Below are 20,463 nucleotides of genomic sequence, written 5' to 3' on the forward strand. Positions count from 1 at the left end.
CCACAAAGCGGTGGCGTTCAGTTCGCGGCCAGTTCCTCGAGCACGGTGGGCCGGCTCGGGCTCCACCCGAACCGCTGCTTGGCCCGCGTACCCTGCGCCTGCTGATCGAGCAAGAGCGCGTCGGCGAACAGTTCGCCCAATCGTGCGCGGGTCTCGTCGGCGGACTCCGGCGCCAGGGTGCCCTCGGGGCCGACCGCCGCCTGTGCCATCTCCCGCACGGTGGGGTTGACGCCGGAGGCCGCGATGTAGAGCTCCCCGCCGGGAGCGCGTTCGTACACGTCGACGTAGAGTTCCGCGAGATCCTCGACGTGGACCGTGGACCAGCGCTGTTCTCCAGAGCCGATGAGCCGCAACGCTCCATCCTCGCTCCGAGGCCCGTAAGTGAACATCCCGGCCGGAATGCCCTTGCCGTGGCCGTACACCACCGACGGCGAGATCACCGAGGCCTTGAGGCCCGACTCGAGAACCCGCCGCTGCCGCTCAACGCGCCATGCGGTGAGAGCGGCGGACATCTGATCGCTCTCCTCCGTGATATCTGGATTGTCGCCCCAGGTCCAGATACCGCCGGTGTAGACGAACGGCTTGTCGGTGCCCCCGAATGCCGCCAGCACGGCAGCGATCAACGCGTCGTCACCGTCCTGGCCGAGCGCGGCGAGGTGGATCGCGCCGTCCGCGCCGCGCACCTGCCCGGTCAGCCACGCCACGTCGGTCACGTCACCGACGACCGCCTCGGCGCCGGCGTCGGTCACCGCCTTCGCCGACTCGTCGCTGCGGACGACCGCACGAACCAGGTGTCCACGCGAGCGAAGGACCTGAAGGACGAAAGCACCGATGTATCCGGTGCCACCAGTGATCAAAACGTTCACGCTAGTCCCCTTTTCGAAGCTTCAACTGATGTACGGCCGGCCCGCCTGCTTGAAACGTCACGCCAGCTGTGATCTGCGCCGTTTCGGATGGCGCTCATCGGCCGGCTCAACTCAACGCTTCCAGCCGGCGCAGTCGGCATCCAGGCCCAACAAGTGCCTGGCTCGTCCGACGGCCCACGCAGCGCGGTGACCGAGAACTGCCCGGCCATGGTGCTTGGGCCCGATAGCGTCCGCGTTGTCCGTCCACACGCCGATGTCATGGCGGCAGGTACTGGCGAGAATGCCCTGGCCTTCGGCGATCGCGGTCTTGTCCCACGGATGGCGTTGCTGGTCGGCGAGAGGTATGAGTCGCGTCGGTGTCGGTGCGGGCTTCCTGGTGTGCGTCGGTGGGCAGCATGAGTGCGAGTAGCCCGGCGACCTCGGCTTCGCTGGGTAACAAGCGATGCAGCAACCGGGTGAGCCGGATTACCGCCTGCGCTTCCGGTACCGGCCCCACAGTTCTCGGTCGATTCCGACAGCGCCAAGTGGTCCCGAACCTCGGGAAGAGCACTTCACGATGCGGGTGGTCGGCTTGGTCCAAGGCGATCAGTCAGTTAACCGACTCGCGGCTGAGGCCATGCTCGTCGGCAAACTCCGCAGCCCACATGTCGAGCTGGTGTTCTTGCCGACCTATGGTTCCTAGCTGAACTGGATCGAGTCCGAGTTCGCCGCCCTGCGCTGCTACGCCCTCAACGGCACCGACCACCGCAGTCATGCCGAGCAGAACGCGGCGATCGATGCCTACGTGCGCCGGCGCAATGCCCGAGCCCGGCCCAAGACGAACTTCGCCGCCAGCTCACCCATCAGAAGCTGGACCAGTTACCCGGCCAAGGTTGCGTGACGAGCCACCACTAGGTCCACCAGGCCGGAGCAGCAGCACTCACAGCTTCGACCAGCTCATCGCGGCTGATGCTGTCGTCCGACAACCATGCCTTGAGTGCTCCGGTGAAGCCGTGCGCAAGGAACTGCGCCACGATCTGGTGGTTGATCCCCTCAGGCGGAGCATGGCCCGAAGTGCGCATAAAGGCGAGGCCGTAGTCGGTGAAGTGCTCGGTCAACGCGTCGTAGACTCCGCGGTCTGCCGAATCGTGCTGCGAGTGGCGGTAGATCCCACGATAGCGCTCGACGTGGTCGACGATGTCCCTGGTAGCCAGGCGCAAGGCGACACTGGGCGGCGCCGTGCTGGTTGTCCGTCGTTCCTCGTCCTTGGCGCGCCTGGCCTGCAAATCCCCGCGTAGCACGCGGGTGAGGACATCCAGCGGCGTCGTGTAGCGGTTGTAGAACGTGGCGCGACTGACGCCTGCCGCTTCGGCCAGCTCTGAGACGCTGATCTGGGAAATGGGCCGGGTGGAAGCGAGCGTGATCACGGCTTCCTCCGTGGCGCGCTCTGTTCGGGTAATCCTCGGGTCCACCATGCGCCCGTCTCTCCTCCCTGGGGTCAGCGAGGGTCATTGTGCCACGTCAGGTGCTCGGGCCAACGCGCAGTGCCCGGCCCAGCACGTGGTGCGGGCCGATGTGCGGCGGACGCGGCGGCACGAGTACGCTCCTAGACACATGTCAAATAGTTTTCGGCGGAACGCTTGTCAGCAGACCGCCGACCTTTGCTTGCCTGAGGAGACGCCATGGGCATCCACACCGCCGTATTTGAGCAAGAAGCAGCGGACCGTCTCGCCCTGCGCGAGCTCGTGGACGCATACGCGCACTGCGCGGACGGCCGCGACGCCGAGGGCCAGATGGCGCTTTTCACAAATAACACGCACTTCGTCGTCTATATGGACAGCCGCTCCTCCGAGCCGACACAGGAACTGCACGGCCGCGATGCGCTGTTGCCGGTCTTCGACAACCTGAACACCTACGAGACCACGACTCACTTCAACGGTCAGTCCACGGTGACCGTCAACGGTGACAGCGCCGCCGGCGAGACCTACTGCCTGGCGCATCACGTCTGGGAAGTGGAGGGACAGCGCACCCTGATGATCGCCTCCATCCGCTACCTCGACACATTCACCAAGCTGGATGGACAGTGGTTCTTCGCCGAACGGAAGCTGATGGTCGACTGGACCGAGACCCGGCCCTCCACCCCGTGATGGGCTCGGCCGCAGCGCGCGGCATACACCTCACTGATTCGGTGTTGCTGGCCGCATCCCCCTTGGTCGAGGGGTCACCGGCCGCTACTTCGAGGACTGCAACGAGGCGGCAGCGGTGAGCGCGGAAAACGGCCGGACCAAGAGGGTCGCTCCGTACGCCATCGGCCCTGAGAACGCCGACCGACTGTGGAAATCGCCGCCACCATTCCTTGGGCGATGAGATGCTCGGCCAGCGTCTTCAGGCTCCAGGTCGACATGCCGGTGATGCCCCACTCGGCGGGGACCGTCTTGGCGATCAGACAGATGTGCTCACGCACCCGCTCACTGATCGCCGGTGGACGGCCTCCGCTCCATTTTGGGTCCAGCGCGTCCAACCCCCGCTCGCTGAACGCATGGATCACCTCACGGACGTAATCGTCACCGACCTGCATCAATGAGGTGATGTCCCCGGTACCGACTGGCCCTGGCCGGACATCATCACCACGATCGCCCGCCGCAGCTTGACCGGATCCTTCGCGGTCCTCGTGATCCGATGAAGCCTACGGCCCTCCTCCATCGGCAACGGCCGGACGAACACCTCCGGTCGACGCGCCATGGCCACCTCCCCATCCTGCGGAAGCAGCCAGCCTGACGGGTTCACCGCAGAAGAACAATTACCCAGCCAAGGCTGTGTGACAGGCCACTAGCAATGACTGTGACCAGGTGGCCGTGTCATTCGGTGGCAACCTGACCCGGAGCACAGAGCCGCTAGGCCCGCGCACCGGAAGCAGGGCGGCAGAGTCGTTACTCCCTACCATGTAGGCGTTCCTGGTGATCACCGAGTGGAGACGGCCGGCGCAATGCCGAATGGCACCCCGAAGGGGCCGCGAAGCGGTTGGGCCGGCGGTCGGAGCGCCAAGCGGCAGCGCGTACAAGGGGCGGCGGGTGCGTTCGGTGCGGCGGGTGCTCGGTGCGTTGGGCGGCGGGGTCCGCGCGTTCGCGCTGGGCGGGCGCGGGACGGGACCGGCCTCCAGGCCGCATGCCCGGTCCCGATGTCCGTCCGGCGCGAGCGGGCGTGCCGCGCCGTACAGCGGCGCGGAGCGCTGACGCCATAATGATGCAGATCAAGTAGCACCTACTTGGCCTGTAGGCCGGGTTCTTTTCACGGTACTTCTCTGACCTGCGGCAAGCCTCCGACACCGGTTGTGAGATGGGATTCTGTGTTCCAGCAGTTGTCAGCGGTTTTGGAGGTCTTTCACGTTCCGGCGGAACAGAGACGGAACAAGCCGAAGGGGCAGTGTGACCGCGCTAGGGCACTGCACGCCAGTCAGACGTCGTAGTACAGCTCGAACTCTCGCCTGCCACTCAAGCCTGCGACTTCTTGCTCCCAAAGTACTGGTCATGATCCTGGGACCAGGCGTTTGCCCTGGTGAAGCCACATGTTCAGTGCATGGATGTGCATTGAAGAGCGAGGGCTGTCAATGGCCGGAAGTCACCCAGTTAGGCACTCACTCGGCGTGTTCCACTCAGGCTGATCAGAAGAGCTTGCTTAGGACGCCGGACTCGATGACGACAGGATCTTCGGATAGGGCGTCATCGCAGAGAGCACCAATCGCCTCGCTCGCCCGTCTACGACCGGCCACTGCTTTAGCACGGAATCGCCCGCAACTTGCTATCGAGAGTGGTTGCAACGCTCACATGCTGGCCAGCAGATTTCGACCTACGGTCTCAACATGGACAATCTTCTTGGGGGGTCCCTACGCGCCAAACCGATGGGTGTCCTTCCCTGGCAAGTGCGACTGTTCGACTGGCGGGGAGCGGCTATACGCCAGCGTCGGTCGCTCTTCCCGCGCTCTATCCGTGCTCGTTACGCCCTCACCGTGGGGCTACTGTTCCTGATCGTTCTCACAGTGGTGGGTGCCTTCGTCGACGGCTGGATCCGCAGCAAGATCGAGGCGGACGTCTTCCGCGACACGCGTCGGGCCACCTTCGAATGGGCGGACGCGATGCAACCCGGCTACGTGCCGCCGCCCGAGTCGACGGGCCACGTCGACTATCTGCAGCTCGTCGATGACCAGGAGCGAGTAACGGCGGCCAACGCGGCGACGGCAGGCAAACCCCCGCTGACCACGGTCCGCCCTCCCGCCGACGACCGGATCCTCAACCTCATAGAGTACCCCTCATGGGACGACAGGGGCATCCTGGTCACGATCCTGCGGCTCAGCCCGCAAGCGGCCCACCTGGTGTGGAACGGCCGGCCCCACTACGTCTACGCCGGTGACGAGCAACCCCCAGGCCTGGCGAATCACTACTTGGAGATCGGCATCGGGATTGCCGTTCTGTTCGCCTCGGCCGCGGCGGCGTGGGCTACCTGGGTGGTGGTGGGCCGGACCCTGCGCCCGGTGAAGGCGATCAGCGAGAGGATGCGCGAGGCCACGGCGAGCGACCTGAGCCTACGAGTTCCGGCGCCGCCCGGCGATGACGAGATCGCGCAACTCGCGCACAATTCGAACACGTACCTCGAGCGGCTGGAGAAGGCGGTGACCTCTCAGCGTCGTTTCGCCTCCATGGCCTCTCACGAGCTCAGGTCTCCGGTCACCGCTCTGCACGTCCAACTGGATGAGGCGCTGACCTACCCCCAGCAGGTGGATCCGCACGAGACCATCCAGACGGCCCTGCACACCACGGAACGTTTCCAAGCGATCATCGACGAACTGTTGGCCTACACCCGGGTCAAGGAAACCCGCACATCCGCCCCCGAGCCGCTCGACCTCTCAGCCCTTCTGCAGGAGGAGATGGCCGCCCTGTCCTTTGGCACGCCGATATGGCTTAAGGCGACGTGCCACCCCACCGTGCTCGGTAGCCGGGTGCAACTGGGCGGCGTTCTGTGTAACCTTCTGGCGAACGCGCAGCGGCACGCCCACTCTCGCGTCGATGTCACCCTGGAGTGCGCCGGCGGGCAGGCCGTCGTGACCGTGCAGGACGACGGCGAGGGCATCTCACCCGAGGACCGCGAGCGGGTCTTCGAACCCTTTGTCCGCTTGGCAGAGGGGCAGCGCCTGGATCCCGGCGGTTGTGGGCTCGGCCTGGCCCTTTCCCGCGAGATGGTCAATGCTCACCGCGGGTCGCTCGCGATCGAGGACTCCCTGAAGGGAGCGCGGTTCGTACTCCGTCTGCCGGCTATGAACGAGGACCGAGAATCAGCCTGAACTGACCGCTCCTGCCCGCTCACCATGACGATCAACGTATTACCGATGCCTACGCCGAGCGGACGATGGTTCGCCTGCCTGGTCCACACCTTGCCTCAGAGCGCTCAACTTGGCCAGGGCCTCCTCGGAGGGACTACCTGGCTCCGGTTGAGCGACGAAAAGACGCTGGCCGGGGGCGCAGTCGATGGAGAACGACACATGCCACAGGATCAGGTCGCCGACAAGGGGATGGCGATAGCGAGAGGTGTCGAGGCTCCTGGCGCGTACGTCGTGGCGAACCCACATCTGTCGAAAATCCTCGCTTCCCTCCGAGAGCTCCTCGACCAGCTCGAGCAGGGACGGATCCTCGTGCTCTGCCCCCACGACGGCGCGTAGATGGGCGACCATGATATGGGCCTCCTGCTCCCAGTCCAGCCAGAACCTGCTGGCTGTCGGGCTGAGAAAAAACATCCGCATGATGTTGTCGGTGTGCTCAAAGCCTCCGAGGAAAGCGACAGACATCGAGTTTTGGGCCAGCACGTCCATTCGACGGTTCAGCACGAACACCGGCATCTGATCCCACCTGTCCATGAGCTGCAGCACCTGCGAATTGACCTTGCCATCTTCGCCATCGACCCCGCATCTAAGCGCCCGGGGATGCGCGAGCTCGTGAAGATGCTCGGTCGCCTCGGCATCAAGGTGAAACACCCGTGCCAGGGCGTTGAGCACCTGATCCGACGGACAGCGTTCTCTGCCCTGTTCCAGCCTCATGTAGTAATTCGTGCTGATGCTGGCCAGTTCCGCGACCTCGTCACGGCGCAGTCCCGGTGTCCGGCGGTGCTTGACACCGCGTGGCAAGCCCACCTCGTCGGGGGACATGATCTGTCGCCGAGCGCGAAGGAAGTCACCAAGAGGGGTCTGCATGCCAGACAGCGTAAGAAATCGCAGGTAAAGGCACAAAAAGGCGACTCACTTGTGCCACCTGCCTGCCCCATCCCGTCTGCCGTCGACCCGACCGCGGAGCGGCAGCAGGCCGACGACGGAGGTGCAAGCCCGGCTTGACGTGTCCCTTCGCCTGTGCACCTTCCACGGTGATAGGACGCCAACGGTCACAGCCGGGCTTGCGGCGGAGGAGACGGGCTGCTGGGCTCGCCTGGGTCGATGGCGGGCGGGATGGGCGCCCACCCCAGCCACCCCATAATGCGCACGTTTGTTCGAACGCTATCCCGGAGTCGGAGAGCCCCCGCCGGAGGCATTCACCATGAGCGGGCCGGTACCTGGCGGACACTTCCAGCCCAGCCCGACATCCCTGTGAGCGGACTTGTATTGTCGCCTGGCGGCCCTTCCACTCGTCCGCGCCAGCCGTCCGGCGTTCTTTGCGCGCTGTCCGCCGGTAGGGCCAGCGGGATGCAGCGGCGTGCGCCGTGACGGCGGCGCGTGCGGCCCGGTTAGGGCCGCCTTGAAGACGTGTGTTGTCCCGGGAGATGCTTGACACCTCTGTCCCAGGACATGTTTGACGGGTGCTGGTGTCGGCCGATCTGTTGCGCGTCCTTTGCTCGAAGCGTTCGTAGGGAGTCTGGCCGCCGAGGCCGCCTACACCGGCTCGGCTGTCTCCTGGAGTTCCTTGACCACCTCGGCGGCTTGCTCGGTGTCACCGGCTTCCTCATACAGCCGTGCCGCCTCTGTCAACGCGTGGCGTGCCTCCTCGATCCGGCCCAGGCGCCGCAGCGCGGTGCCCAGCCCGCGCTGGGTACGCCCAAAAACCAAGGCGACCGGGTGGGCGCGCAGCTCGGGCAGTGCCTGCTGGAAGGCCTCGACCGCCTCCTCCCAGTGTTCGAGCGCGAGATAGACGGCACCGAGACAATCCAGGGCGACCCCGAGACTGAAGCTGATGATAGCTGTGGAACCGCCGTAGGCGGGGTCACGCAACGTGGTCACCAGTGCCAGGTTGCGCTCCAATGCCTCCTCTACCCGGCCCGCCCGCCGCAGAGCGGAGATGTGGCTCGTCATCGCCTGGGGATAGCCCTCCCGGTCCCCGGCCCGCAGGAGGAGATCAGCGGCACGCCGGGTGTAGTCCAGCACACGCTCCAAGTTCGCCGGATCGCCCCGGATGGCCCAGCTGGCATACAGCAGCGCCCACCCCTGCTGGCGTACGTCGCCGATCTCGCGGGCCAACTCCAGGGCCCGCAACGCGGTCGCCTCCCCCTGCTCCGCACGGCCCTCACACCTCTTCAGCGCCCAGGACAGGTAGTTGAGATGTACCGCCTCCTGCAGCTGGTCACCCATGGCCCGTGCCGCGCCGGAGGACAGCTCGAACACCTCGCGCCAGTGCCCCCACTGGATCCACTGGTCGGAAAACCAGTGCATGGACTCGGCCACCTCGACGACCGTCGCGTGCTCTCCTTGACGAGCCGCCGAGCGCAGCGCCTCCAGCCAGGCCGTGCCCTCCGCCTGCAGCCAATCGCTCGCCTCCTGCTCGCTGTCGAGCATGAGCAGGGAACGCCAGCCCGGCGGCGGTGCTCCGTAGCCCGGCTCGAACCAGCGTCCGGCGACCACCGCCACCTCCAGCAGCCACGCCTCCATCCGCCGGCGCGCCTCCCGCTGCGCCTCGACCGGCTCCTCCTGCTCCAACTGGGCGCGGGCATACAGCCGGACCAGGTCATGAAAGACGTAACGGCCGGCGTACGGGGACTGCAGCAGGCCCAGCTCGACCAGCTCCTCCAGCGCGTCCTCGGCCTCGAACACATCCACCTGGGTCAAGACGGCGGCCAGCGGCACCCCGAAGTCCGGCGCGGCAGCCAGGGCCAACCGCCGGAAAGCAACCCGCGCCGTCCCCGACACCTGCCGATAGGACAGCGCGAACGCGGCGGCCACCGCCAAATCCCCGACCGCCAAAGCCTCCAACCGACGCCCCTCATCCCCCAACCGCCCCGTCAACTGGCCGACCGTCCAGCCCGGCCGGCTCTGCAACCGGTTCCCGGCGATCCGCACCGCCAGCGGCAGATTCCCGCACAACCGGGCCAGCTCGGCCACCCCGTCCGGATCGGCCTCGGTCCGCTCCGCCCCCACGATCGCCCGCAGCAACCCGGCCGCCTCATCGCCGGTCAGCTGCTCCAGCGGGACCTGACGCACCCCCTCCAGCCCGGCCAGCGAACGCCGGCTGGTCACGATCGTCATCCCCGGACCACCCGCTGGCAGCAACGGCCGCACCTGCACCTCATCGGCGGCGTTGTCCAGCACGACCAAACACCGGCGATCACCCAGCAGCGCCCGATAGAGCCCGGCCCGCTCCTCCTCATCACCCGGAATCCGCTGCTCATCCACGCCCACGGCCTTCAACAGCCGCGACAGCACCGCCCCGGAGTTCAACGGCACCGCGTCCATACCACGCAGGTCCACATAAAAGCGGCCGTCCGGAAACAGCTCGGCCAGCTGCCAGGCGGCATACACCGCCAGGGCCGTCTTGCCGATCCCGGCGGTACCGGAGATCGTGGCCACCACCGCGGCCTGCCCCGCTTCGGCCTGTGCGGCGAGCTCACGCAACAGGCCCAACTCCCGCACCCGGCCGGTGAAGTCACCCGCCCCGCGCGGAAGTTCACACGCACCCGGCACCGGGCCACTCGACCGCGGCCGGCCCGCCCTGGCGGCCTCCACCAGCTCCGCCCGCTGCTCGTCACCGAGCCGCAACGCCTCAGCCAGCGCCTGCACCGTGCGCCGTTGCGGGCCGCGGCTGACGCCGCGCTCCATGTCACCGATGGCCCGCACGCTCACACCAGAGGCGTGCGACAGCTCCTCGATCGTCAACTGCGCCGCCTGCCGCAAACGCCGCAAAAGCAAACCGAACGAGCCGACCATCCGCGCTCCTCGAAACCGTGTCCACTCCGACCACCGGGCGACTCACTCCTTAACCGCCCCGTGCGCCTGAGTGAATCGACCGAGCACCCACACCCTATGGTCGCCCGGCAGACCTTCTCGCTCGGCCGCCTGCACGCCGGCCAGGTCGTCATCGTGCACGTCAGTGACAGCACGCCCACTATCGGCCTGGACGAAGGCCCGCGCACGGTGCATCACACCACCGACCTACCTATCCGCAACGTCAAAGCCAACCGGCCCCGCAAGACCACCTATGTTTCCTAGATCACCTGTCGTCCATGTCCTGGGACGGATTCGTCAGGCATCTCATGGGACTAGACAGGATCCTTGTAGCTGCTGACCTGGGATAACGCCGTAGTGAAGTTGCCGAAGGAATATCAGGAGATGTATTGGCTGGAGCACGTCGTCCGTGCCGAACGGCGTCCCAAGACGGTGCAGGGATACGAGGGCGTAATCCGGCGCTACCTCATCCCATCCCTCGGCCGAAAGCGGCTCGACAAGCTCAATGCGGCAGAGGTCCGCCAGTTCGTCACATCTCTACGTAACGGCTGCCAGTGCTGCCAGCGGGGATGGGACAAGGCGCGCAAGCCTGCGGAATGCTGCGCGAAAAAGGCCGGCATCTGCTGCGAGTACAAGATCGAAGCCCGCATGGTCCAGTCGATCCATGCCGTTCTCCGCAACGCCTTGGAGAATGCGGTCCGCGAAGAGGTGATTCACCGGAACGTCGCCAAGCTCGTGAAGATCTCGCCGCCCAAGTACAAGGTCAACCGAGGTCTGACGGTCACCCAGTCCAAGGAGATCCTCAAGGCCGCCCAGGGTCACCGCCTCGGCGCGCTGTATGTCCTGGCCGTCTGCCTTGGCTTGCGGCGTGGGGAACTTCTCGGGCTCCGCTGGGAAGACCTTGACCTGGAGACCGGGACGCTTGAAGTGATCCAGAGCCTCCAGCGGGTCGGCGGCCAGCTCCGGTTCGTGAAGCCCAAGACCGAAGACTCCGAACGCACCATCCCGCTTCCGCCGATCTGCCTTGACGTTCTCAAGGAACACCGCAAGCGGCAGTTCGCGGAGCGCGCGGACCGCTGGCCGGATTGGGAGGATCACGGGCTCGTCTTCCCCTCCCGGCGCGGCACTCCCATGGAGCCGGACAACCTACGACGGAGCTGGGCAGAGATCCGCACCGCGGCCGGACTCGGGGCCGTACGCCTTCACGACCTTCGGCACACGTGCGTCAGTCTCCTGCTCGACCTGGGCGTGCCGCCGCACATCGTCAGAGAGATCGTCGGACACTCCGACATCGAGGTCACCATGACGATCTACGCCCATTCCTCCCTCGACGAGAAGCGCAAGGCCCTCGGCAAGCTCGGCGATGCCCTCGGGTGAACATCGGGATGAAGAACAGCAACGCTCGGAGCCGACGGCTCCGAGCGTTCACTGTTGCGCGAGCTGGGCCCTCACCCGTTCCGGGAGAAGGGATAGATAGCCGTATCCGACTGCATCCAGCTGAGCGCGCACCCACTCGGCCGCCTGTCGATCAGCTGGGTCGTCATACGCGAGCCCTCGAAGGTGGAATCTCAGGCTCTCCACCGCTCGCCGCTCTCGCTCCCGATCACTCCGCGGACCGAAATCACCCGGAAGGTTATGGCAGATGTCCGCGATCATCCTCATGCGTTCGATGCGACTGAGTGAAGTGCCCGGCTCCTCACTCTGCCAGTCCTGGCGTACGAGGTGCGCCGTGAAACGTATCTCCATGAACCCCAGGGCCATCAGTTGGCGTACCGCGTCCTGAGCCGACACACCCACCTTCCGAGACCGTAAGAGCCGCCAGCCCATGCCTCGCTCCCCTGATGAAAGGCGCGTTGTCGTCAGCGTTGTCGTCAAGCGCAACGAAGAACGCCCCGGCCGTGATCGGCTCGGGGCGTTTGTGCTGCTCAGATGAGGTGGTCAGGGGCGGGGTCGAACCGCCGACCTTCCGCTTTTCAGGCGGACGCTCGTACCGACTGAGCTACCTGACCTCGATGGTTGATCAAAAACCTAACTAAGCGGTCCTGACGGGACTTGAACCCGCGACCTTCACCTTGACAGGGTGACGAGCACTCCAAACTGCTCTACAGGACCTTGCTTGACCGGGGAGCTTATCCCCCGGCCCTTTTCGACTTCGCTTAGCTTACCAGTTCTTCGGAGGTCTTCGACCTGCCGTTTCCCTGACAAGCATTCGCTTGGCCGGTGCCCCCAACGGGATTCGAACCCGTGTCGCCGCCTTGAAAGGGCGGTGTCCTAGGCCACTAGACGATGGGGGCTCGGAATTTTCATTCCGTTCCGTTGCCGTCTTCCGCTGGAGACCTCTGAAGCATAGGGGACTTTTGCCCCGATGCCAAAGCGGCTTTCCGGCTTAAGGCGTCACTGTGCCGCTGATCGATCCCGTCGGAGACGGGGCGATCGTGGGCACAGGAGAAATTGTACGGCCAGGGTCGGCCTCAACGTGACGTTCGATCTGAACCGACTGCTCGCCGAGTCCTCCCAGGGTGATGTCGTCCCAGGCTCGCAGGCGATGCGTCTTGCGGTCGAAGTACAGAACCGAGGCCGCGACGGGGGTGGGTTCGTCGTGTTCCAGGGCCCGCAGGCCGGCGCCGCCGGTGGATCCCTGGACCAGGAGACGGGTCCCCGAGGGCAGCAGTTCGCTGGAGCGTTCGTGTGAGTGACCCGCGAGCACCATGGGAGCCGCGCCCGAGAACGCCTTGGCGACCGTCGGATCGTGCACCGCCACCAGGTCGATCCGCTTTCGGGACTGAGCCAGCTTCAGAGCCTGTGTATGGCCCAGGGCGCTCAGGGTCTCGAGGTCCGAATCGACGGCCACGGACTTGTCAGGGGTGAACCGGGGATCGCCGAGCCCGTAGATGCGCAGCCCCGCCACGGTCTTGGCCGAGTCGTCCAGGACGACCGCGCCCCTCTGCCTGGCCACGGCCCGCTGGGTGGCCTTGGAGTCGTGATTGCCCCTGACGAAGACGTACGGCACGCCGAGGGTGCCGATCTCCTCGACGAACTTGTCCTCGGGACTGGTGCCGTGGTCGGTCAGGTCGCCGGTGTCCACGACGGCGTCGATCTTGAACTGGGTGGTGATCGAGCGGATGAGGTTCCACGCGATGGGGCTGAGATGGATGTCGGAGACGTGCAGTACCCGGATCGAGGTGGGGTCGGCGTCGTAGACCGGCAGGACGGAGACCGTGTCGTAGAGCTGGGAGACGTTGTTGACCAGTTTGGCGAGCTGGACCCGGTAGGACTCGAATTTGGTCACGATCGACGCGGCGTTGCCGACCAGGGACGGCGCGCCGGTCAGCAGGCCGGTGTATTTCGGCTCCACCACCGAGTCCGGACGGAACGTCAGGGCGATGGCCCCGCCCGTACCGGCGATCAGGACCGTGACGCTCAGCAGGCCCGCCAGGGCCGCCCCCGGCCGACGAAAGACGATCAGCGTGGCGATCAGGCCCCCCGCCAGGCCGCAGAGCGCGGCGCGCAGGATCAGCGTCCTGACCCCGTCGCCCAACTCCTTCTCCAGCAGTGCGGGCAGACGGTCGGAGAACCGCGCGTCCAGCAGGATCGCCTTGGCTCGATCGGGATTGATGTTCTCCAGGGTGATGCGCAGGTTGACCGGGGCGTTGTGGGTGTCGAACAGGAGCGTGCCGAACGGGTGGGCGTCCACGACGGTCTCTCCCGCCCAGGAGGGCTCCGCCCTCATGCCGAGCTCCACGGGACCGACGTTGGTCCGTATGGCGCCGCCCAGCATGATGCCTATCCAGGCCCCGGCGACGGCGACGGCGACGATCGCCGTCACACGCACGATTCGCCCCTTCGCGAAGCGGCGGGCGCTCTCAGTCCAGTCTGCGAGATTCATACGCCTCCACCTCTACCCGGGAACACCGGGCAGAATGACGGGTGTGATCGAGGTCTCGAGAGAAAAGTTCGAAGAGCTCGTGGCCGAAGCACTGGACACGATCCCCTCTGAGCTGACGAAAGTCATGAACAACGTGGTGATCGTCGTCGTCGACGATCCGCCTGAGCCGGATCTACTTGGCCTTTACACGGGCATTCCACTCACCGAGCGCGGGGACTGGTACGCAGGAGTGTTACCCGACCGGATCGAGATTTACCGCAACCCGATCTGCTCAATCTGCGAAACCGAAGACGACGTCGTGACCGAGGTGAAAATCACGGTAATCCATGAGATAGCCCATCATTTCGGCATCGACGATGACCGGCTGCATGAGCTCGGCTGGTAGTTAAGGCCGCATCATTCTCAAACGTTGTCATGACCGAAATATCTCCACTTATGACTACAGTTTGCATGCGTTTGGTTGCTTTCGGTTGCGCGTAAGCTCTCCAACAGGCACCGTAGGTTACACACTGAACACCCTCAGTCAATATGCCTGCGAGCTCAGCGGAGTCCTATGGCGGCCACCAAATCCGGCCGGCTACCCGGGCGGCACCGCCGTCCGGCGGAACGCCAAGCGACCTACGGCGAGGTCATCGCCCTGGGGGAGTTTCGTGCGCTCTGGATCGGTCAGGGGCTTTCACTTCTCGGCGATCAACTCTCACGAGTGGCGCTGTCGGTTCTCGTCTTCGAAGGGACGCAATCAGCGCTGGCCACGGCGTCGGTCTACGCCCTGACCTATCTGCCGCCGATCATCGGCGGACCGCTGCTCGCGGGACTCGCCGACCGCTACCCCCGGCGACGCATCATGATCATCTGTGATGTGCTCCGAGCCGTCATGGTCGCGCTCATGGCGATCCCCGGCACCCATTTCCTCGCGCTGTGCGTGCTGGTCTTCTGCGTGGTGCTGCTCAGCGCGCCGTTCTCGGCCGCCCGGGCGGCGCTCCTCCCGGAGCTGCTCGAAGGCGACCGCTACGTTGCGGGTTCGGCGCTTCAGAACATGACCAACCAGGGCGCGCAGATGCTGGGCTTCGCCGTTGGCGGCGCCCTGATCATGGGGATGGGGCCGTACCGCGCGCTGGCGCTTGACGCGGCCACGTTCATGGCCTCCGCGCTCATCATCGTCTCCGGCGTACGGCGACGCCGGGCCCCCGTCCGGAGCGACGCCGGCCGTCCCTCGATGTGGACCATGACACGCACCGGCGCCAAGCTGGTCTTCGGCGACCGCCGGCTGCGAACGCTGGTGCTCTTCGCCTGGTTGTGCGGCTTCTACGTGCTTCCCGAGGGGATCGCGACCCCCTACGCCGCCAGGCTGACCGACGATCCGGGGCAGATCTCGTTCGTCGCCGGTCTGTTGATGGGCGCGATGCCGACCGGAACGGTCGTCGGCGCGTTCCTGTTCAGCCGTTACGTCCCCCCATCGAAGCGGCTGCGCGCGATGGGGTGGATGGCGATGCTGACCTGCGCGCCGTTGATCCTCTGTGTGATGCGGCCGCCGCTCGCCGCGGTGCTGATCCTGTGGTTCATATCCGGTGTAGGTGGCGCCTACCAGCTCGCGGCCAACGCCGCGTTCGTGCAGTGCGTGCCCGCCGAGCAGCGGGGCCAGGCCTTCGGACTCGTGCAGTCAGGTCTGCTGGCCTCTCAAGGCGTCGGCATCCTGATCGGCGGGGCCGCGGCCAACCCGCTCGGCCCCGAACTCGTGGTCGCCATGGCCGGCGCGGCCGGACTGGTGTCAGCCGCCGCGCTGGCCGTGCTCTGGAGGGGATCCCGCGGGGAGGTCATCGAAAAGGTTCGCGCGGAGGCGACCTCCTGAGTCACACCTGGGGGTTGGGGGTGTCGTTGTGCGGCGCCGTGCCGTACTGACCGGTGGCGGGAGCCTGGTGGGTCGGGTAGGACGGGACCTGGTTCTGGTGGGTGGCCTTGGTCCATCCCTGCTCGGCCTTGGCCCAGCCCTGCTCCGCCTTGGCCTTCGCGTCCTGCCAGACCGGATTGTCCTTGTTCTTGTCGACCAGATCCTGGACGATCGACCTGTCCTTGCTCTCGTCCGGCAGGAGCAGCCAGCCGATCGCGTAGATCCCCACCCCGAGACCACCGAAGAAGGTGGCGACGGCGAGGGCCGCGCGGATGATGTTGGGGTCGATTCCGATGTACCGTCCGAGGCCGGAGGCCACACCGGCGACGATCCGTCCGTCCCTGGTCCTGCGGAGCTGCTTGACGCCCGAGAAGTCGTTTTCGTTCATGTCTTCAGACTGCCCAATGAGAAGCCGCCATCACATAGGGATTCCCCCTGGCACGACCCTGACATTCCTGCCCGCAGCATCGGCAATACCCTGACAGGGACCGAAGAAAGGAACACCATGGACGACCTCCTGCGCATCGACGACGCCCTTTCCGAGGAGCAGCACCTCATCCGTGACACCGTCAGGGAGTTCGTCTCGGACCGGGTGCTCCCGCACGTGGGCGACTGGTTCGAGGAGGGCGTCTTCCCCGCCCGCGAGCTGGGGCCGGTGCTCGGCTCGCTCGGCGTGCTGGGCATGCACCTGCAGGGGTACGGCTGCGCGGGCCTGGACGCCGTCTCGTACGGCGTGGCCTGCCGGGAGCTGGAGGCGGGCGACTCCGGGCTGCGATCGTTCGTGTCCGTGCAGGGCTCGCTCGCGATGTTCCCGATCTGGAAGTACGGCTCCGCGGAGCAGAAGGAGGAGTGGCTGCCCCGGATGGCCGCGGGCGAGGCGATCGGCTGCTTCGGCCTGACCGAGCCCGACCACGGCTCCGATCCCGCCAACATGCGCACCCAGGCCAAGCAGGACCCCTCGGGCGACTGGATCCTCAACGGCTCCAAAATGTGGATCACCAACGGCTCCATCGCCGACGTCGCCGTGGTCTGGGCCCAGACCGATGAGGGGATCCGCGGCTTTGTGGTCCCCACCGACACGGCGGGCTTCTCCGCCCCGGAGATCCACAAGAAGATGTCCCTCCGGGCGTCGGTCACCTCGTCTCTCTACTTCGACGACGTCCGCCTACCCGCGTCGGCCGTACTGCCTGAGGTCCGTGGTCTGAAGGGGCCGCTGTCGTGCCTGTCCGAGGCCCGCTACGGCATCCTGTGGGGCGTTGTGGGTGCGGCCCGCGCCTGCCTGGAGTCCGCCCTCGAATACTCCAAGACCCGCGTCCAGTTCGGTAAGCCCATCGGCGGCTTCCAGCTGACCCAGGAGAAGCTCGCCTGGATGTACGTCGGTCTGGGGCAGTCTCAGCTCACCGCGCTCCATCTGGGCCGTCTGAAGGACGCGGGCACCCTCACCCCCCGCCAGGTCAGCTTCGGCAAGCTCGCCAACGTCCGCGCCGCCATGGACATCGCCCGCCAGGCGCGCACGATCCTGGGCGGCAACGGCATCACGCTGGAGTATCCGGTGATCCGGCACATGAACAACCTGGAGAGCGTCCTGACGTACGAGGGAACCGAGGAGATCCACACCCTCGTCCTCGGCGAGGCCCTGACCGGCATCCCCGCCTACCGCTGAACGACCGGCTACAGATGGATCTGCCGCTGACGGGCCTGTCGCTGGGACACGCCGCAGGGGCGCCACTCGTCACAGGTGTGGGCGGCTCTGTTCAGCTCCTCCTGCCAGGAGACGCCCCTGCGCAGGTAGAAGCGGAGCAGCTCGGCCGCGGCGCGGGCGTCGACCAGGGCGGCGTGGGCATTGAAGAACGGGATGCCCGCGCGCTCGCAGCAGGCGGCGAGCGTCCATTTCCCGTCGGGCAGGAAATCGGGGGCGAGCCGCTGCGTGCACAGGGTCTCGGTCACCCAGTGGCTGCCGGGAAGCACATTGAGGAAACGGAGATCGAAGGAGGCGTTGTGGGCGACCAGGACCCGACCGGCGATCCGCTGCCAGATCTCGTCCAGCACCTCCTCGATCGCCGGCGCCCTGGCGACCATCGCGTTGGTGATGCCGTGGACGTGAACGGCTCCCGTGCTGCGGCGAGGGTTGATCAGTGAGTGCCATTCTTCGACGATCGTGCCATCGGGGTCCATGGAGATCAGCGCGATCTCACAGATCTGGTCTCCCTTCGCCGGAGAGAAACCGGTGGTCTCCAGGTCGACCACGACATAACCTTGGCGCGTGGACATGCTGGGACGGTGGGCAGACTCAAGCCCCGATGTGGTCATGGCTGCCACTCTAGGAGCCGATCGCTCCCCCTACCTGCCGTTCCGCAAACAGATGACCACCGGCGGGCCTGGCGACGGGCGTTAGTGGACACTATTCTCGGTACGCTGTCACCTGCGGGGCGTTAGCTCAATGGTTAGAGCTGCGGACTTTTAATCCGTAGGTTCTGGGTTCGAGTCCCAGGCGCCCTACCACTTCTCGCCAGGAACTTAGGCCCTGACCTGGGCCTTTGTTCCTGTCGATCTTGTTTGGCCCATGCTGCCAGAGGCCGTCATCTGACGTGCGAAGTGGGAACGTTTACGCAGGTGAGAGTGCGACGGTACGAGAGACTTACGGTGCCCTCCACCAACCAGTCAGTCGCACCGCCACACTCGCTTAACGGGCTCGCCCAGAGAGCAACGCCGACCAGACGGCCCGAGCTTCGGTGATTCTCCACAGCTGGGTCTCATGCACCCGATGTTCCCCATCGAGCTGGACCGTTCGCCGGATGAACCCTTGCCCAGCACCGACGCGAAGTTCGTAGATCGTGGCCCGGCACTCACACGTCCACGACGCCGAGCGCGCCCGTTCCAGAACCATGCAGGGCTTCCGCCACTCCAGGCGTACGTGATCACGTTGGGCCATGACGACATGCGGGCTTATGCACTCCTCAGACAGGAGCAGCATCGTGAACCCCTGCGAGTAGGTTGGGCAGCGGATGAGTCTTCCGAAGTTCGGCGTAGAGGAATGCCACCCGTCGCGCGGCCCGTTCGGGTTCCGCCGCCGCGTGCCAGGCGTACACCGGCCGCCCACGCCTGGAATCCCAGGACCCCGTACGCCACCAGAAGGTCAGGCCGTCGGACCAAACGGTCAATCCCGTCCAGACCGACACCACGGCCAACCCGTAACCGTCATTGACATCGGCATCAATCCCACGCTTCTCCAGCTCTGCCTGCAACGACTCCGCCGCCCATACCGGCGAGCAGACATCGCCGAGGATCAGCCGTCCCGCAGGCGGTAAAGCCCTCATGCGCCGGGCCGCATCGTCGAAACTGGAATGACCCTCTGCCCCTGATACAGCGAGCAGTCATCTCGGACACGGAGAAAGGACAGAACGGACCCCTGGGGACCACCGATCAGGCCACGCCTCAGGCTTACGTACTTCCATCCCCGACCACCGCATGACACGCATGGTTGCTCGGTCATGACGCCTGCCCCTTCAACTCGATGCTTCCCTCTCGGCCAATCAACCTCCAATAGACGTGTACTCGACTAGAGGAGAAGACGCTCAAGTCATTTATGACTCCTCTAGAGGAGTCCGTCAAGTGTTATCGAGCAGGCAGCTCATACGAGAGCACGTAGGCATCGCTGGACATCACCGTGTCGCATACCTCCACGGCACGACCATCAGTGGCGTACGCCGTCCGGACCAGGTGAAACACCGGAACGCCCGGAGCGAGTTTGAGTGACCGCACCTCATCGCGGAGCGGCATCCGGGAACGGATCTCCTCCACGAAGTGATCCAGCCGGAACCCCAACTCCTCCAGCCGGGCATAGATCCCACCCGAGCCACTGTCCGGTAGCGCGATCTGCGTGTTCCGGGCGATCTCCGCCGGGATGTACGACACAGCCGTCTCCACCGGCTGACCGTTGATCAGATATCGGCGTGACCGGCAGATCACGAGATCTTCCGAAGTGATCCCAAGCCGCTCGGCCGTATCCGCAGATGCCCGCTCTTCGGTGATCGTGATGGAGTCGACAGACGGCTTCCCGCCGGCCCCTTCCGTCTCCGCGATGAACGCGGCCTTGCCTTGCTCACGATGGCGACGCGCGAATCGGTCGGAGGCCAGCCGCCGCACCGGAGGATGCGAGCGGACGAAGACACCACGCCCGTGTTCAGCGACCGTCAGACCTTCGCCCTGCACGACCTGGAGCGCGTTGCGGATGGTCATCCGAGCGACGCCGTAATGTTGCATGAGCTGAGCTTCCGAGGGCACCTTGTCACCTTCGGCGAGAGCTGGCCTTCCCCTTCTATCGTGGAGATCTGACCTAAGGAGAAGGTTGGGTCGTGGGAGAGACCAGACGCAGGTTCGATCCGGAGTTCCGGGCGGGCGCGGTGCGCATCGTGCGGGAGACAGGAAAATCGATCGCGCAGATCGCCAAGGATCTGGGCATCAATGCGGGCACGCTGGCCAACTGGGTGCAGATGGACCGGCTGGCCCGCGAGCAGAACGCCGACAGCGGGGAACTGGCCGGATCCGAGCGGGAAGAGCTCGCCAGGTTGCGCAAGCAGCGGGCGGAGTGGGCCAAGGAGCGCGCCGAGCTGGAGATGGAGCGTGATGTCCTCAAACGCTCCGTGGTCTTGTGGGT

19 protein-coding genes and 4 tRNA genes are annotated in these 20,463 nt (G+C 65.8%); 9 read left to right on the forward strand and 14 right to left on the reverse strand.

From position 1 onward, the window contains the following. Positions 1-17: 17 nt before the first annotated feature. From CHC08_RS46125 to CHC08_RS46135, 3 genes are all read right to left on the reverse strand, one after another. Positions 18-866, reverse strand: a complete 849-nt coding sequence (locus tag CHC08_RS46125) for an NAD-dependent epimerase/dehydratase family protein (RefSeq protein WP_089208305.1) — start codon at positions 864-866, stop codon at positions 18-20. Positions 867-1,122: 256 nt separating this feature from the next. Continuing rightward, positions 1,123-1,416, reverse strand: a complete 294-nt coding sequence (locus CHC08_RS53140; RefSeq protein ID WP_420823618.1) for a DUF6596 domain-containing protein — start codon at positions 1,414-1,416, stop codon at positions 1,123-1,125. Between the two features lie 340 nt (positions 1,417-1,756). Continuing rightward, positions 1,757-2,320: a TetR/AcrR family transcriptional regulator gene (locus CHC08_RS46135; protein WP_089213710.1), complete on the reverse strand. Its 564-nt coding sequence runs from the start codon at positions 2,318-2,320 to the stop codon at positions 1,757-1,759. Positions 2,321-2,527: 207 nt separating this feature from the next. Here CHC08_RS46135 and CHC08_RS46140 point away from each other — a divergent pair, with 207 nt between their 5' ends. Beyond that, a complete protein-coding gene (locus CHC08_RS46140) occupies positions 2,528-2,992 on the forward strand; it encodes a nuclear transport factor 2 family protein (protein WP_089213711.1) in 465 nt (154 codons plus the stop codon). A gap of 74 nt (positions 2,993-3,066) precedes the next feature. Here the strand turns inward: CHC08_RS46140 and CHC08_RS51080 are convergent, their stop codons facing one another. Both CHC08_RS51080 and CHC08_RS51085 read right to left on the reverse strand, forming a co-directional pair. After that, on the reverse strand, positions 3,067-3,423 hold the full coding sequence (locus CHC08_RS51080) for a helix-turn-helix domain-containing protein (RefSeq protein ID WP_218825821.1): 357 nt from the start codon (positions 3,421-3,423) through the stop codon (positions 3,067-3,069). After that, positions 3,423-3,587 carry a hypothetical protein gene (locus CHC08_RS51085; protein WP_218825822.1) on the reverse strand — a complete coding sequence of 55 codons (165 nt, stop codon included), beginning with the start codon at positions 3,585-3,587 and terminating at the stop codon, positions 3,423-3,425. The genes CHC08_RS51080 and CHC08_RS51085 overlap by 1 nt, the downstream gene beginning before the upstream one ends. 1,264 nt (positions 3,588-4,851) lie before the next feature. Here CHC08_RS51085 and CHC08_RS46150 point away from each other — a divergent pair. After that, positions 4,852-6,180: a sensor histidine kinase gene (locus CHC08_RS46150; RefSeq protein WP_218825823.1), complete on the forward strand. Its 1,329-nt coding sequence runs from the start codon at positions 4,852-4,854 to the stop codon at positions 6,178-6,180. A gap of 39 nt (positions 6,181-6,219) precedes the next feature. On the opposite strand, the gene CHC08_RS46155 is transcribed toward CHC08_RS46150, so the two are convergent. Together CHC08_RS46155 and CHC08_RS46160 are read right to left on the reverse strand one after the other, a co-directional pair. Then, on the reverse strand, positions 6,220-7,083 hold the full coding sequence (locus CHC08_RS46155) for a helix-turn-helix domain-containing protein (protein WP_143653669.1): 864 nt from the start codon (positions 7,081-7,083) through the stop codon (positions 6,220-6,222). A 669-nt stretch (positions 7,084-7,752) separates the two neighbouring features. Continuing rightward, complete coding sequence (locus tag CHC08_RS46160) at positions 7,753-9,990, reverse strand: helix-turn-helix domain-containing protein (RefSeq protein ID WP_179282630.1); 2,238 nt, start codon at positions 9,988-9,990, stop codon at positions 7,753-7,755. Positions 9,991-10,110: 120 nt separating this feature from the next. Here CHC08_RS46160 and CHC08_RS46165 point away from each other — a divergent pair, with 120 nt between their 5' ends. Continuing rightward, the gene (locus CHC08_RS46165) at positions 10,111-10,296 is read left to right on the forward strand and encodes a hypothetical protein (protein ID WP_089213715.1); all 186 of its coding nucleotides are present in this window, start codon (positions 10,111-10,113) and stop codon (positions 10,294-10,296) included. A 93-nt stretch (positions 10,297-10,389) separates the two neighbouring features. Beyond that, positions 10,390-11,409 carry a tyrosine-type recombinase/integrase gene (locus tag CHC08_RS46170; protein ID WP_245878988.1) on the forward strand — a complete coding sequence of 340 codons (1,020 nt, stop codon included), beginning with the start codon at positions 10,390-10,392 and terminating at the stop codon, positions 11,407-11,409. 558 nt (positions 11,410-11,967) lie between these two features. On the opposite strand, the gene CHC08_RS46180 is transcribed toward CHC08_RS46170, so the two are convergent. From CHC08_RS46180 to CHC08_RS46195, 4 genes are all read right to left on the reverse strand, one after another. Next, positions 11,968-12,041: transfer RNA gene (locus CHC08_RS46180), tRNA-Phe, on the reverse strand. A gap of 28 nt (positions 12,042-12,069) precedes the next feature. Next, positions 12,070-12,144: transfer RNA gene (locus CHC08_RS46185), tRNA-Asp, on the reverse strand. A 109-nt stretch (positions 12,145-12,253) separates the two neighbouring features. Further along, positions 12,254-12,326, reverse strand: a tRNA-Glu gene (locus tag CHC08_RS46190). A gap of 92 nt (positions 12,327-12,418) precedes the next feature. After that, positions 12,419-13,918 carry a metallophosphoesterase family protein gene (locus CHC08_RS46195; protein WP_089213717.1) on the reverse strand — a complete coding sequence of 500 codons (1,500 nt, stop codon included), beginning with the start codon at positions 13,916-13,918 and terminating at the stop codon, positions 12,419-12,421. Positions 13,919-13,952: 34 nt separating this feature from the next. On the opposite strand from CHC08_RS46195, the gene CHC08_RS46200 reads away from it, so the two are divergent. Further along, positions 13,953-14,303 (forward strand): metallopeptidase family protein, encoded by a 351-nt coding sequence (locus CHC08_RS46200; protein ID WP_420823617.1) that lies wholly within the window; start codon positions 13,953-13,955, stop codon positions 14,301-14,303. Between the two features lie 168 nt (positions 14,304-14,471). After that, positions 14,472-15,767 (forward strand): MFS transporter, encoded by a 1,296-nt coding sequence (locus CHC08_RS46205; protein WP_089213719.1) that lies wholly within the window; start codon positions 14,472-14,474, stop codon positions 15,765-15,767. A gap of 1 nt (position 15,768) precedes the next feature. Here the strand turns inward: CHC08_RS46205 and CHC08_RS46210 are convergent, their stop codons facing one another. Further along, positions 15,769-16,194 carry a PspC domain-containing protein gene (locus CHC08_RS46210; protein ID WP_089213720.1) on the reverse strand — a complete coding sequence of 142 codons (426 nt, stop codon included), beginning with the start codon at positions 16,192-16,194 and terminating at the stop codon, positions 15,769-15,771. Between the two features lie 117 nt (positions 16,195-16,311). Between CHC08_RS46210 and CHC08_RS46215 the strand changes: the two genes are divergently transcribed. Further along, a complete protein-coding gene (locus CHC08_RS46215) occupies positions 16,312-17,469 on the forward strand; it encodes an acyl-CoA dehydrogenase family protein (protein WP_089213721.1) in 1,158 nt (385 codons plus the stop codon). Between the two features lie 8 nt (positions 17,470-17,477). Here the strand turns inward: CHC08_RS46215 and CHC08_RS46220 are convergent, their stop codons facing one another. Continuing rightward, positions 17,478-18,077 carry a 3'-5' exonuclease gene (locus tag CHC08_RS46220; RefSeq protein WP_179282631.1) on the reverse strand — a complete coding sequence of 200 codons (600 nt, stop codon included), beginning with the start codon at positions 18,075-18,077 and terminating at the stop codon, positions 17,478-17,480. Between the two features lie 155 nt (positions 18,078-18,232). Between CHC08_RS46220 and CHC08_RS46225 the strand changes: the two genes are divergently transcribed. Continuing rightward, positions 18,233-18,308, forward strand: a tRNA-Lys gene (locus CHC08_RS46225). Positions 18,309-19,421: 1,113 nt separating this feature from the next. Here CHC08_RS46225 and CHC08_RS46230 read toward each other — a convergent pair. Next, complete coding sequence (locus CHC08_RS46230; protein ID WP_338055745.1) at positions 19,422-20,237, reverse strand: GntR family transcriptional regulator; 816 nt, start codon at positions 20,235-20,237, stop codon at positions 19,422-19,424. Between CHC08_RS46230 and CHC08_RS46235 the strand changes: the two genes are divergently transcribed. Further along, positions 20,162-20,463 (forward strand): transposase (locus CHC08_RS46235; protein ID WP_089213723.1); only part of this gene is annotated, 302 nt, incomplete at its 3' end. The genes CHC08_RS46230 and CHC08_RS46235 overlap by 76 nt on opposite strands.

This window comes from Streptosporangium subroseum, assembly GCF_900188345.1.
GTDB lineage: Bacteria > Actinomycetota > Actinomycetes > Streptosporangiales > Streptosporangiaceae > Streptosporangium > Streptosporangium subroseum.